Genomic DNA, 13399 nt, shown 5'->3' on the forward strand with positions numbered 1-13399 from the left:
TCCCCTCGGAGGGCCACCGGCCGCGAGAACAGCGCGGGAGGTCGGGCTATTCCGTCGCCGGCTCGCTCGCCGTGAAGCCCGCGCCGACGACGGCCCGGTGCAGCTCGTCCCAGCCGCCGGCCGGGGCGCACAGCAGCAGCGGGCGGCCGCCGACCCCCGGCAGCAGCTCCCAACGGGCGCCGGCCTCGCTGGCGACGAGCACGCCGGCGGCGTGGTCCCACAGCCGCGTGCCCTCCTCGAGGTAGGCGTCGGCCCGGCCCGCAGCGACGGCACAGAGGTCGAGCGCCGCGGATCCCATGCGCCGCACGTCGCGCACCTGGGGCAGCAGCCCGACGAGGGCCTCGGCCTGCCGGCGGCGCTGCTCCGCGTCGTACGAGAAGCCGGTGAGCACCAGGCGCTGCGCGAGCGGGACCGTGCGGCGCACCTGCAGCGGCACCCCGCCCCGGCGGGCGCCGCCGCCCTCGACGGCCTCGAACAGGTCGCCGGTGGCGACGTTGACGACGACGCCGGCCACGGTGCGCCAGCCGTCGCCGAGCGGGCTGTCGGCGTCGGGCACCTGCGCGGCCAGGGAGACCGCGTACTCCGGGATGCCGTAGAGGAAGTTGACCGTGCCGTCGATGGGGTCGACGACCCAGCGCACGCCGCTCGTGCCCTCCCGCGGGTCGTCCTCCTCCCCCACGACGCCGTCGTCGGGTCGGAGGCGGGCGAGGAGGTCGCGCACGAGGGCCTCGCTGGCCGCGTCGGTCGCGGTGACGATGTCGATGGAGCTCGTCTTGGTGGAGGTCACCTCGACGCCCACCGCGCGCTCGCGGCGCACGAGCCCGGCCGCCTGCAGGGCGATGCCCGAGGCCAGGTCGCGCAGGTCGGCGAAGGACGTGCCGTCGGGCGCCAGCCCGGGACGCGGGGCGCTCACTTGTCGAACCCCGGACGCGGGGCGGCCGAGCCGACGACCGGCAGGTCGCGGCGCGCGTTGGCGCAGCAGTCCGGCTGGCAGCGGTCCCAGCGCGGGCCCAGCGACCCGCACACCGCGCGCTCCGGCGAGCCGCCCCGCTCCACCGCGGCGCGCTCGAGCAGGAGGTCCCGCACGAGGGCGACGAAGTCGGGGTGGACGCCCGCCGTGCCGGCCCGCGTCGCGGGCAGGCCCAGCTCGCGGGCCGTCTCCATGGCCTCGGTGTCGAGGTCGTAGATGACCTCCATGTGGTCGGAGACGAAGCCGATGGGGGCCATGACGACGCCCGGCACCCCGTCGGCGTGGAGGGCCTCGAGGTGGTCGTTGACGTCAGGCTCCAGCCACGGCACCTGCGGCGGGCCGGAGCGCGAGCAGTAGACGAGGTCCCAGCCGTGCTCGACGCCCGTGCGGGCGGCGACCTCGGCCACGATCACCTCGGCGAGGTCGAGGTGCTGCGTGCGGTAGGCGTCGCCGTCGGGGCCGCTGCTGTCGTTCATCGTGGTCGGGATGGAGTGGGTGACGAAGACCAGCCGCGCCGCGTCGCGCACCTCGGCGGGCAGTCCCTCGAGCGCGGTCAGCACGGCCTCGACGTTGGGGCCGACGAAGCCGGGGTGGTTGAAGTAGACCCGGAAGCGGTCCAGCACGGGCGCCTCGAGCCCCGCCTCCTCCGCGGCGATCCGGGCGCCGGCGAGGTTCTCGCGGTACTGCCGGCAGGAGGAGTACGACGAGTACGCGGACGTCACGAAGGCCGCCGCCCGGCGCACCCCGTCACGCGCCATCTGGGTGACCACGTCGTCGAGGTAGGGGTCCCAGTTCCGGTTGCCCCAGTAGACCGGCAGGTCGATGCCCGCCGCGGCGAGGTCCTCGCGGATGGCCGCGAGCAGCGCGCGGTTCTGGTCGTTGATCGGGGAGCGACCGCCGAAGAGCTGGTAGTGCTGGCCCACCTCGACGAGACGCTCCCGCGGGATGCCGCGGCCTCGTGTGACGTTCTCCAGGAACGGGACCACGTCGTCCGGGCCCTCCGGACCGCCGAAGCCGACGAGCAGCAGCGCGTCGTAGGGCGAGACGTCGGGGGCGGCTCCGGGAGCCAGATCGGGGGTCACGTCAGCGGGCATGCGCCCATCGTAGGGACGCCCCGATGGGCGGCGGATGCGGCCCGGACGGCCCCCGCGTCCTAGGCTCCTGCGGTGCTGTCCTCCGCGCTCTCGCCCTACGCGCGGATCCTGGCCACCCCCGGCGCGCTGGCGTTCTCCGCGACCGGGCTCGTGGCCCGGATCCCGATCTCCACCATGTCCCTCGGCATCGTGCTCCTCGTCTCCCAGCAGACCGGCTCCTACGGCCTGGCCGGAGCGATCTCGGCCGTGTACGTGCTCGCCAACGCCCTGCTCGCGGTCGTCCACGGCCGCCTGGCCGACCGCCTCGGCCAGGCCCGCGCCCTCGGCCCCGCCATCGTCGTCTTCGGCGTCGCCGGCATCGCCGTCGTCCTGACGGTGACCTCCGGTGCGCCGACGTGGACGACGTACGCCGCGGCCGCGGTCGCCGGCGGCGCGCTGCCGCAGGTCGGGTCCTGCGTCCGGGCGCGCTGGGCCCACGTGCTGCGGGGCGACGCACCCGGCGTGCAGACGGCCTTCGCGCTGGAGGCCGTGGTCGACGAGGCGGTCTTCATCACCGGGCCGATCATCGTCACGTTCCTCGCGACGCTGTGGCACCCCGCGGCCGGCATCCTCGCCGCCGTCGTCACCGGCCTCGTCGGCACGCTGGCGCTGACCGCCCAGCGCCGCACCCAGCCGCCGGCGGCCCCGCACGACGCCAGCGCGGGCGCGCGTCCGCCGCTGCCCGTGGCCACCATGGTGGCGCTGACCGCGCTCTGCTTCGGCCTCGGCAGCATCTTCGGCTCGGCCGAGGTCGCGACCGTCGCCTTCGCGGAGGAGCAGGACGCCAAGGCCTGGGCCGGCGTGCTGCTCGCCCTCTGGGCACTGGGCAGCCTCGCGGCGGGCGTCGTCGTCGGCGCCGTGGCGTGGCGGGTCGGCCCCGCCGTGCGCATGCGGTGGTCCGCGGCCGCCCTGACGCTCGCCATGGCGCCCCTCATCGTGGCCCCGTCCGTCTGGGTGCTCGGCCTGGTCCTCCTCGTCGCGGGCGCGGCCATCTCCCCCACCCTCATCAGCACGATGAGCCTCATCGAGCAGGCGGCGCCCCGCGAGCGGGTCACCGAGGCGATGGCCGTGCTGCACACCGGCATGGCGGCGGGCATCGCCCCGGGCGCGGCCCTCGCGGGCCTGTGCATCGACACCTGGGGTGCGCACGCGGCGTACGTCGTGCCGGTGGTCTCGGGCGTCATCGCGGTCACCGCGGCCTGGCTCGCGCCGGCCGGCGACACCCGCTCCGAGCCGGTGCCGGTGGACGTCCCGGCACCGTAGGCTCCCCCGCCATGGGACGCACGCAGGCCGACACCACCTGGCGCAACTGGGCGGGCACGGCGACGGCGCGGCCGCGGCGCACGAGCACCCCGGCCTCGGTCGCCGACGTCGTCGCGGCCGTCGAGCGCGCCCGTGCCGAGCGGTCGACCACCCGCATGGTCGGCACCGGCCACAGCTTCACCGACATCGCGGTCACCGACGGCGAGCTGCTCCTGCCGCACGGCCTGACCGGTGTCGTGGACGTCGACCACGACGCCCTCACGGTGACCGCGCTGGCGGGCACCCCGCTCAAGGAGCTCAACGCCACGCTGGAGCGGTTCGGCCTGAGCCTCCACAACATGGGCGACATCGCCGAGCAGACCCTGGCGGGCGCGACCGCGACGGGCACCCACGGCAGCGGCGGCACGTTCGCGGGGCTGGCCCCGCAGGTCGTCGGCATCGAGCTCGTCACCGGCACCGGGGAGGTCCTGCGGGCCACCGCCGAGGAGAACCCTGACGTGCTCGCGCTCGGTCGCGTCGGTCTCGGCGCCCTCGGCGTCGTCACGGCGCTGACCTTCGCCGTCGAGCCGCTGTTCCTCCTCGAGGCGGTCGAGCAGCCGATGACGTGGGACGAGGCCATCGGGTCGCTCGACGCGCTGCTCGACGAGAACCACCACGTCGACCTGCACTGGTTCCCCCACACCGACCGACTGCTCACCAAGCGCAACAACCGGCTCGACGCGCCGCTCGCCGACGCCCGCCCGCTCGGCCGGGTGCGTGGCTTCGTGGACGACGAGCTGTTGGCCAACGGCGCCTTCGGGGCGCTGGTGGCCGCCAGCAACCGGCGACCGGCCGTCGTCCCGCGGATGAACCAGCTCACCTCGCGCGTGCTCTCGGCCCGCACGTTCTCCGACGTCGCGCACCGCGTGCTCACCTCCCCGCGGCGGGTGCGGTTCCGCGAGATGGAGTACGCCGTGCCCCGCGAGGTCGGCGTGCAGGTGCTCACCGAGGTACGCCGCGTGATCGACGCGTCCGGCTGGAACCTCAGCTTCCCCGTGGAGATCCGCTCGGCCCGCGCGGACGACGTGGCGCTGTCGACGGGCTACGGTCGCGACTCGCTCTACCTGGCCTTCCACGTGCCGGCGGCGGTCGACCACACGGCGTACTTCGCCGGCGTCGAGCCGATCCTCCGCGCCCACGACGGGCGGCCGCACTGGGGCAAGCTGCACACGCGGACGGCGGCCGACCTCGCCCCGGCGTACCCCCGGTTCGAGGATTTCCTCGCCCTGCGCGACCGGCTCGACCCCGAGCGGGTGCTGACCAACGACTACCTGCGGCGGGTGCTGGGGAGCTGAGGGGCGGCGTCGGAGGGCGCTGAGCCGGGGCCCGGCGGGCTCGCCGGGCACCGGCGAAATGTGCGGACGGGACCGGTCCCACGCACTCGAGGCAGCACCAACCGCACAGTTCCGCGCGCCCCGCACGGCCCGGCGAACGCGGTGCTCGAGGCCTCAGACGCTGGCCGGGCCGGTGGGCATGGGCGCCTGCCAGCCGCGCCACAGCGCGAGCAGGCGCCACACGAGGCACACGGCCGCACCGGCGACCGCGACCGGCAGGAGGGGTGCGCCCAGCTCGAGGCCCACGACGGCCACGCCCCCGCCCGCGAGGGCCGGGGTCGCGTAGAGCTCCCCGCGGAAGACGACGGGGACGCGGCCGGCGAGCACGTCCCGGAGCATGCCGCCACCGATGCCGGTGACCATGCCGAGCAGGGCGGCCGGGACCGGTCCGAGGCCGTACTCCAGGGCCTTGACCGCCCCCGCCACGCAGAAGACGGCGAGGCCGAACGCGTCGAACACCGTGACGCGGCGCTCGAGTCGGCCGAGGGTGGGGTGGAAGAAGAACGTGAGGAGCCCGGCGCCGATGGGCGCGAGGAGGTAGCGCCAGTCCGCGAGCGCCGCCGGCGGTGTGGCGCCGATGAGCACGTCTCGGAGGAAGCCGCCACCGAGGCCGGTCGTGCCCGCGAGCACGAGGACGGCGAAGAGGTCCAGCTCCTTGCGCACCGCGACGAGCGCGCCGGAGATCGCGAAGACGAAGATGCCGACGAGGTCGAGGACGACCAGCAGGGTCGTCGCTTCCAGGTCCCAGTGCGGCACCGCGGGAGCCTAACCGCCCCGCCCGGCCCGGTCAGTCCCGGTCCACCCCGGGCAGCCGTGGCCGGTCGCCGTGCGGACCGAAGAGGTGGAGCAGCTCGACGGGTTCGTCGGCGGCCGGCCCGAACCAGTGCGGCCGCGTGGCCTCGAAGGCGGCCACGTCCCCCGGGCGCAGGAGGCTCTCGTCGTCGTCCACCACCAGCCGCACGGTGCCGGCGAGGACGCAGAACCAGGCCCGCCCGTCGTGGGTCGTGAGGCGCTGGGGGCGGGGGTGCAGCACCTGCTTGAACACGTGCAGGCGGCCCGGGTAGTCGGTCAGCGGCACCAGCACCGAGCCTGTGCGGTGGCGGAACGGGCGGAGGTGCACCCGCGGGTCACCGGTCGCCGGAGCCCCGACGAGGTCGTCGAGCGCGACCCGGAAGGTGCGGGCGAGCGGCAGCAGCAGGTCGAGCGACGGGCTGCGCTTGCCCGTCTCGAGGCGCGACAGCGTGCTCACGGAGATGCCGGACGCATCCGCGACGTGCTCGAGGGTCCAGGCGCGGGCACGCCTCAGCGCGCGCAGCCGCGGGCCGACGGCCTCGATCAGCGCGGCGTCGTCGGCGGTGGTCACAGGGCATCTTTGCAGTTCCCGCAAGTTCGCTGGGGCGTACGTCGCCGGCACACGCACCCTCGTCACCGATCCGCCCACCCCATCGGAAGGCCTCCGCGTGACCGAGCAGCTCGCCCCCACCCGACCCGACGACCGGCGGCTCGAACCGCACCGCTGGGCAACGCTGGCCACGTGCACCCTCGCGCTCTTCCTCGTCGGGCTCGACACGACCGTCGTCAACGTCGCCCTGCCGACGATCGGGGACGACCTCGGGGTGACGCCGGCCGCCCTGCCGTGGGTGGTCGACGCCTACACCCTCGTGCTCGCGAGCCTCCTCATCTCCTCCGGCGCGCTCGCCGACCGGTTCGGGCGGCGCCGCCTGCTCCGCACCGGGCTCGTCGTGTTCGCGGCAGCGTCCGCGCTCTGTGCCCTCGCCCCGACGCCGGAGCTGCTCGTCGCCGCCCGCGCCGCCCAGGGCGCCGGCGCCTCCATGCTCAGCCCGGTGGGCCTCGCGATCGTCGTCGGCGCGTTCCCGGACCCCCGCGAGCGCGCGCAGGCGATCGGCGTGTGGGCCGGCGTGTTCGGGGCGAGCATGGCGGTCGGTCCGCTGGTCGGCGGGCTGGTCGTCGACCTCGCCGGCTGGCGCTGGGTGTTCGGCCTCGTCGTCCCGGTCGCCCTCCTCACGCTCGGCCTGACCGCGCGCTACGTGCCGGAGTCCCGGGCGGCGCGGCCCCGACGGCTGGACCTCCCGGGGCAGGCGCTGCTCACCGCGGCGGTCGGCGGTGCGGTGGGCCTGCTCATCGAGGCCCCCCACCGGGGATGGACGTCCCCTGCGGCCCTGCTCGGTGCCGGTGCGCTGCTCGTGGTGGTGCTGCTGCTCGTCGGGGTGGAGCTGCGGCGTGCCGACCCGCTCGTCGACCCGCGTCTCTTCCGGGTGCCCGCGTTCGCCGGGGCGGTGGTGGCGGCCGTCGCGGTGTTCGTGGCGCTGAACGCCGCCCTCCTGGCCACCAGCCTGCACCTGCAGGACGGGCGCGGCCTGTCGCCGACCGCCGTGGGCTGGGCGACACTGCCGCTGGCCCTGGCGGCGACGCTCGTCGCGCCCCTCTCCGGCGGGCTGGTCGGACGGCTCGGGCCCCGCGTGCCGCTCCTCGCCGCCGGCGGGCTGCTCGGCGTGGCCGGGGCGTTCCTCCGGCTCGGTCCGGACGACGTCACCCCCGGGCGCCTGGCGGTCGGGCTCCTCGTGCTGGGCATCGGCTTCGGGCTGGCCAACGCCCCGATCACGACGACCTCGGTGAGCAGCCTCGCGCCGGAGCGCGCCGGCGTGGCCGGCGGCATCACCTTCGCCGCGCGCCAGGTCGGCGCGGCGCTCGGCATCGCGGTGGCGGGGTCGGTGCTGGCCCGGGCGGGGACCGGGAGCAGCGTCACCACCGCCGACGTCGTCCCGGGTGCCTGGACGCTCGTTCTGGGCTGCGGCGTGGTCGTCGCCGGGCTCGCGTCGGTCCTCCCCCGGACCCGACGCCGGGGAGCGTAGGCTCGGTCCTCACGGGAACCCCGTCCCGCGAACGACGACCAGGCAGGAGCCGACCGCTCGATGGTGCACCTGACGCTCGCCGGTGTGAGCCAGGACAAGCGCCGCCTCCTGCTGGTCAGCGACGCCGGTGTCGAGTTCACGCTCGACATCGACCGACGGCTCCAGGCCGCCCTGCGCGGCGACACAGATCGACTCGGTCAGTTGGAGATCACCATGGAATCGACCCTCCGTCCCCGCGACATCCAGGCGAGGATCCGGGCGGGGGCGAGCCCCGACGAGGTCGCCGACGCCGCGCAGACCACCCTCGACCGCATCATGTCGTTCGTCGCTCCCGTGCTCGCCGAGCGCGCGCACGTCGCCGAGCGCGCGCAGGGCGCGTCGCTGCGGCGCGAGAGCGGCGGTGCCGGCGCCCGCACCCTGGGCGAGGCGGTGGCCGCCCATCTCTCGACCGGTCCCCTGCGGGCCGACACGGTCGAGTGGGACTCGTGGCGACGCGACGACGGGCGCTGGACCCTCGCCGCGTCGTTCGTCAGCGACGCCCGCACGGGCCGGGGTCACTTCACCTACGACATGCGTGGCAGCTACGTGGTGGCGGACGACGACGACGCCCGGTGGCTGGTGGGCGACGCCCCGGCCCCCGCCGCCGTGCGCGACGACCTCCAGCAGGCGCGCCGGCGCCGGGCGGGGGCCGCCCGCGAGCGCATCGCCGACGTGCTGCTCGACCTGCCCTTCGAGACCGACACGGGGGCCGGTCCGGACGGCACGGCCGACGCGATCGACCAGGCGATCGACCTCGTCTCCGCGCCGACCCCGACGGGCGACGAGCCGACGGCCGACCTCGGCGAGGTGCACGAGGCCCTGCGGGCGACGGACGTCCCCGAGAGCACCGACGGCCGGGACGACCCCGCGAGCTCCCCGACCGCGGAGGGAGCGCCCACCCCTGACGGCCCCGACGCCCCTGACGCCCCCGACGCCCCTGGTGGCCCGGCGGACGACGCTCCCGCGGCCGAGGTGGCGAGCGATGCCCCTGACGAGACGCCCGAGCCCGCCCCGGCCCCCACCCGCACGCCGCGGCGCCCGGCCCGCAAGGGCAGGGGCCGTGCCTCGGTGCCGAGCTGGGACGAGATCATGTTCGGCGGCGGCAAGGCGGAGTGACCCCTCCCCGGACGTGACCCAGACCACTACGCTGCCGCGCATGGCCTACTTCGTCACCGGCGCGACCGGGTTCATCGGGCGGTTCCTCGTCGCCGAGCTCCTCCGCAAGCGCGAGGGCGAGATCCACGTGCTGGTGCGCGGCTCGTCGCTGCCCCGGCTCGAGCAGCTCATCGAGGAGTGGAGCACCGACCGCGTGCGGCCCGTGATCGGTGCCCTGGACGCCGAGGGCCTGGGCGTCGAGGCCGGGTGGATCGCGGAGCACGCGAGCACCATCGACCACTTCTTCCACCTCGCCGCGAGCTACGACATGGCCGCGGACGACGCCACCAACCAGCGGCTCAACCTGGGCGGCACCCGCCACGCGCTCCAGCTCGCGGCCGCGCTCGACGCCGGGTGCTTCCACCAGGTGTCGTCGGTCGCGGCGGCCGGCGACCACCACGGCACGTTCGCCGAGACCGACGCCGACGTCGGGCAGCGCTTCACCTCGCCGTACCACCGCACGAAGTTCGAGTCCGAGCAGATCGTGCGCACGGAGGCGGCCGTGCCGTGGCGCATCTACCGGCCGGCGATCGTCGTCGGCGACTCGGTGACCGGCGAGATGGACAAGGTCGACGGGCCCTACTACTTCTTCCCGCTCATCAAGAAGGTGCGCGACACCCTGCCGGCGTGGACGCCGCTGGTGGGCGTCGACCTCGGGGACACCAACGTCGTGCCGGTCGACTTCGTGGCCGGCGCCCTCGACCACCTCGCGCACCTGCCGGGGCGGGACGGCGAGACGTTCCACCTCGTCGACCCCGAGCCGCAGCCCGTGCTGGAGATGATCAACGCCTTCTGCGGGGCGGCGGGCGCGCCGCAGCTCGTCGGCTCCGGTGCCCACGGTCGGCTGCCGCTCGAGCGCCGCCTGCTCCCCCGAGGTCTGCGCCCGGCCGACCTCACCGCGACGGTCCTCGGCTCCGCCCCGGCCCAGGCGCTGCTCGACCTGACCGTGGGCCGGCTCGGCATACCGGCCTCGGTGCTCGCCCACACGTCCTTCCCCACCGTCTTCGACGCCCGCCGCACGACGAAGGCGCTCGCGGGGTCGGGCATCACCGTTCCGCGCCTGGAGTCCTACGCGGCGACGCTGTGGAGCTACTGGGAGGAGCACCTCGACACCAGCACGGGCCGCAACCCGGCCAACCGCGCGGCCCTCGAGGGCAAGCACGTCGTCATCACCGGCGCGTCCTCGGGCATCGGCCGCGTGACCGCCCTCAAGGTGGCGCAGGCGGGTGGCATCCCCGTGCTCGTGGCCCGCGGCAAGGAGAAGCTCGACGCCCTGCGCCGCGACATCGAGCGCGCCGGCGGACAGGCCCACGTCTTCCCCTGCGACCTCTCCGACCTGTCGGCCATCGACGACCTCTGCGGGGCACTCATCCGGGAGCTGCCGAGCGTGGACGGGGTCGTCAACAACGCCGGACGGTCCATCCGACGCTCGCTGCGGCTCTCGCAGGAGCGCTTCCACGACTTCGAGCGCACGATGCAGCTCAACTACTTCGGCGCGATCCGCCTCGTCATCGGGCTCATCCCCATCATGCGGACGGGGTCCGGGGGCCACGTGGTCAACGTGTCCTCGATCGGCGTGCAGACCAACCCGCCGCGCTTCTCGGCGTACGTCGCGTCCAAGGCCGCGCTGGACTCCTGGAGCAACGTCGTGGCCTCCGAGCTCGTGGGCGAGGGCATCACGTTCACCAGCATCCACATGCCGCTCGTGCGCACGCCGATGATCGCGCCGACGAAGCTCTACGACCGCTTCCCCACCATCTCGCCGGCGCAGGCCGCGGACCTCGTGGTGAAGGCCCTCGTGGAGCGGCCGCACGAGATCAACACGCCGCTCGGCAACGCAGGCGCCATCGCCCACACCGTGGCGCCGAAGCTGGCCTTCCGCGTGCTCAACATGGCCTACCACGTGTTCCCGGACTCGGCCGCGGCCAAGGGCACGGCCGCGCCCGGCGCCCCGGCGCCCGCGGGGGTCGAGGCGGGCGGGACGCAGAGCGAGCAGCTCATGCTTGCGCGCCTCTTCCGCGGCGTGCACTGGTGAGGCGAGGGTGAGCAGCCGACGTCAGGCCGCGGCGCTCCGCAGGAGGTCGCGCACCGCCACGGCGGCCGTGCGACCGGCGCGGTTCGCGCCGATGGTGCTCGCGGACGGGCCGTAGCCCACGAGCTGCACCCGCGGGTCGGCGACGGCGGTCGTGCCGGCCAGCTCGATCCCGCCGCCGCGGCCGCGGAGGTGGAGCGGTGCCAGGTGCGCGACGTCGGGGCGGAACCCGGTGGCCCACAGCACGACGTCGAACGCGCGGTGGGTGCCGTCGGGCCAGGTCGCGCCGTCCGCGTCGAAGCGCTCCGGCACGGGCAGCCGCTCATAGGCGCCGAGCCGCGCCGCCTCGCGCTCCTGGGGCCGCAGCTGCAGCCCGGTGACGCTGACGACGCTCGCGGGGGGCAGCCCGCGGCGTACCCGCTCCTCCACGAGCGCGACCGCCGCCCGGCCGTCGAACGGCTCGGTCTCGGGATCGCGCCACAGCGGCTCGCGGCGGGTCGCCCACAGCGTGCGGGCGGTGGGCGCGATCTCCCCGAGCACCTGGACGGCGGAGTGCCCGCCCCCGACGACCAGCACGGTCCGGCCGGCGAACGGTTCCGGACCGTCGTACGCCGCCGAGTGCAGCTGCTCGCCGGCGAACTCCTCGATCCCGGCGACGTGCGGCACGAAGGGGCGACGCCAGGTGCCGGTCGCGTTGACGAGCGTCCGCCCGCGCCAGGTGCGGCCGTCGGCCGCCTCGACGACGAGAACCCCGTCGTCGTCCCGGACGGCGACCACCTCGACGGGCCGCACGACGGGGAGCCGGTGGCGCCTCTCGTAGTCCGCGAAGTAGGCCGCCACCACGTCGCGGGCCGGGGCCGCGGGATCGACGTCGGGGAGGGGCTCCTCGGGCAGCGCGGCGACGCCGTGGACGTCGGTCATCGTCAGCGAGTGGGCCCGGTGCTGCCAGGCTCCCCCGGGCGTGGGGTTCGCGTCGAGCACGACGTGGTCGATGCCGAGACGACGCAGGTGGTGGGAGGCCGACAGCCCGGCCCGGCCCGCTCCCACGACGATCGCGTCGCGCACACCGCTCCTCATGCCGGACTCAACCCGGACCACGGTCCGGATATGCCCGTCATCGACGATCGAGTCGATGATCGGGTCGATGATCGGGTCGATGATGGGGTCAGGGACGGCGCAGCACGGCGAGGACGCGGCCGTCCTCGTCGAGGAGGGTACGGGCGCCGTCGTCCCCGCCCACCGCCCGCACCGACCGCAGGTCGTCGGCGAGCAGGGCGAGCAGGCCGGTGTCGTCGTCGCACAGCGGTACGCCGCGGCTCAGCTCGACGCTGACCGTGCCGCCCGCGATGGACCAGGTGCCGGCGCCGGCCTCGCAGCCGGTCCAGGCCGTCACGGTGCCGCCGTCGCCGAAGTAGAGCGTGGCGGCGGTGGGGGTGGTGGAGAGGCGGTCCGCCAGCCCCTCGGCATCGGCGGTCGCGGGGATCGGGCCGGAGGACAGGAAGTCGCTGGCGGACATCTCCGTGAGCGGAACGATCGCCCACGTGCCGCCGAGGGCCTCCGTCAGGGTGGCCTCGTCGGAGAGCGACGCCGATCGGGGGATGACGCCGCCGCGACCAGAGAAGCTGTTCGTCGCGGATTCGCCCACGCTGTCGGCAGCCTCGTCCAGGTCGTACTCCGTGCCGGAGTCGTCGAGGGGGACCGCCGACTCCTGCTGCCGGAGCTCGTCGGGGTCCTCCGATGCCTCCGATGCCGCCGTCACCCCGGGGCCGGGATCGCCACCGAACGGCACCGACGTCGCCAGCCCCACCCCGGCGCCCGCCACGACGACGGCGGCGGCGACGAGCAGGCGCGACCGGCGACGTACGCGGTGGTGCCGCAGCATCGTCGCCACCGGCGGCGGCCCGACGGGCGTGGTGTCGGCGGCCGTCGCGAGGAGCCGTCGGAGGTGGTCCTCGTCGTGGACGTCCCCCGGGAGCAGGGGACGGTCGGGGCGGTCGGGACGGTCGGGGTGGGTCATGGTGCACCTCGCAGCTCGACGAGATCGGGATCGCCGGCCAGGGCCCGCAACGCGCGGGACAGGCGGCTCTTGACGGTGCCGGGAGCGACGCCGAGGGCCTCGGCGGTCTGCTTCTCGGAGAGGTGGGCGTAGTAGCGCAGCACGACGACCGCCCGTTGCTCGGTGGACAGGGTGCGCAGCGCGCGCAGCACGGCGTCGGCGAGGTCGACCTCGTCGGCGCGGTCGGGACCGTGCTCCTCGGGCAGCACGGCGGTGGGTCGCTCCCCCACCCAGCGGCGGCGCCGGGAGGAGGTGAAGGTGTTGATGAGCACGCGGTGGACGTAGGCGTCGCGGTCGTCGGCCCCGCGCACGAGCGACCACTTGCGCAGGCAGAGCTCGAGCGCCGTCTGCACGACGTCCTCCGCCTCCGCGGGCGAGCAGCCGAGCAGCACGGCCGACCGCACCAGGCGGGCCCAGCGGGACGCGACGAAGTCGCTGAACTCGTCGTACCGCTCCATCCCACCCCCCCGTGTGCTGCCCTGCCCCTCGGCAGCCGCTCGATCGC

At 75.4% G+C, this 13399-nt stretch carries 12 protein-coding genes; 5 read left to right on the forward strand and 7 right to left on the reverse strand.

Annotated features, from left to right (window positions below):
• Nucleotides 1-46 precede the first annotated feature (46 nt).
• On the reverse strand, nucleotides 47-913 hold the full coding sequence (locus tag PIR53_07745) for an inositol monophosphatase family protein (GenBank protein WZH53875.1): 867 nt from the start codon (nucleotides 911-913) through the stop codon (nucleotides 47-49).
• Entirely contained in the window at nucleotides 910-2064 is a 1155-nt protein-coding gene (locus PIR53_07750; protein ID WZH53876.1) for a ferrochelatase, read from the reverse strand. Before PIR53_07750 ends, PIR53_07745 begins: the two co-directional genes overlap by 4 nt.
• Before the next feature lie 72 nt (nucleotides 2065-2136).
• Here PIR53_07750 and PIR53_07755 point away from each other — a divergent pair, with 72 nt between their 5' ends.
• The gene (locus PIR53_07755; GenBank protein WZH53877.1) at nucleotides 2137-3366 is read left to right on the forward strand and encodes an MFS transporter; all 1230 of its coding nucleotides are present in this window, start codon (nucleotides 2137-2139) and stop codon (nucleotides 3364-3366) included.
• An 11-nt stretch (nucleotides 3367-3377) separates the two neighbouring features.
• Nucleotides 3378-4700: a D-arabinono-1,4-lactone oxidase gene (locus tag PIR53_07760; GenBank protein WZH53878.1), complete on the forward strand. Its 1323-nt coding sequence runs from the start codon at nucleotides 3378-3380 to the stop codon at nucleotides 4698-4700.
• Nucleotides 4701-4853: 153 nt separating this feature from the next.
• Here the strand turns inward: PIR53_07760 and PIR53_07765 are convergent, their stop codons facing one another.
• On the reverse strand, nucleotides 4854-5495 hold the full coding sequence (locus tag PIR53_07765; GenBank protein WZH53879.1) for a trimeric intracellular cation channel family protein: 642 nt from the start codon (nucleotides 5493-5495) through the stop codon (nucleotides 4854-4856).
• 31 nt (nucleotides 5496-5526) lie between these two features.
• Nucleotides 5527-6102, reverse strand: a complete 576-nt coding sequence (locus PIR53_07770) for a helix-turn-helix transcriptional regulator (GenBank protein ID WZH53880.1) — start codon at nucleotides 6100-6102, stop codon at nucleotides 5527-5529.
• A gap of 97 nt (nucleotides 6103-6199) precedes the next feature.
• Between PIR53_07770 and PIR53_07775 the strand changes: the two genes are divergently transcribed.
• From PIR53_07775 to PIR53_07785, 3 genes are read left to right on the forward strand one after another with little or no spacing between them, the layout of a single operon-like run.
• Nucleotides 6200-7612, forward strand: a complete 1413-nt coding sequence (locus PIR53_07775; GenBank protein WZH53881.1) for an MFS transporter — start codon at nucleotides 6200-6202, stop codon at nucleotides 7610-7612.
• Between the two features lie 60 nt (nucleotides 7613-7672).
• Nucleotides 7673-8767, forward strand: coding sequence for a septation protein SepH (gene sepH / locus PIR53_07780; protein WZH53882.1), 1095 nt, complete (start codon nucleotides 7673-7675; stop codon nucleotides 8765-8767).
• Nucleotides 8768-8807: 40 nt separating this feature from the next.
• Entirely contained in the window at nucleotides 8808-10841 is a 2034-nt protein-coding gene (locus PIR53_07785; GenBank protein WZH53883.1) for an SDR family oxidoreductase, read from the forward strand.
• Nucleotides 10842-10862: 21 nt separating this feature from the next.
• On the opposite strand, the gene PIR53_07790 is transcribed toward PIR53_07785, so the two are convergent.
• The 3 genes from PIR53_07790 to PIR53_07800 all read right to left on the reverse strand — a co-directional run bounded on the left by PIR53_07790 (nucleotide 10863) and on the right by PIR53_07800 (nucleotide 13352).
• Complete coding sequence (locus tag PIR53_07790; GenBank protein WZH53884.1) at nucleotides 10863-11903, reverse strand: NAD(P)-binding domain-containing protein; 1041 nt, start codon at nucleotides 11901-11903, stop codon at nucleotides 10863-10865.
• A 100-nt stretch (nucleotides 11904-12003) separates the two neighbouring features.
• Complete coding sequence (locus PIR53_07795; protein WZH53885.1) at nucleotides 12004-12855, reverse strand: hypothetical protein; 852 nt, start codon at nucleotides 12853-12855, stop codon at nucleotides 12004-12006.
• Entirely contained in the window at nucleotides 12852-13352 is a 501-nt protein-coding gene (locus tag PIR53_07800; GenBank protein WZH53886.1) for a SigE family RNA polymerase sigma factor, read from the reverse strand. The genes PIR53_07795 and PIR53_07800 overlap by 4 nt, the downstream gene beginning before the upstream one ends.
• Nucleotides 13353-13399: the final 47 nt, after the last annotated feature.

The organism is Nocardioides alkalitolerans, from assembly GCA_038184435.1.
In the GTDB taxonomy this organism is placed as follows: Bacteria; Actinomycetota; Actinomycetes; order Propionibacteriales; family Nocardioidaceae; genus Nocardioides; species Nocardioides alkalitolerans_A.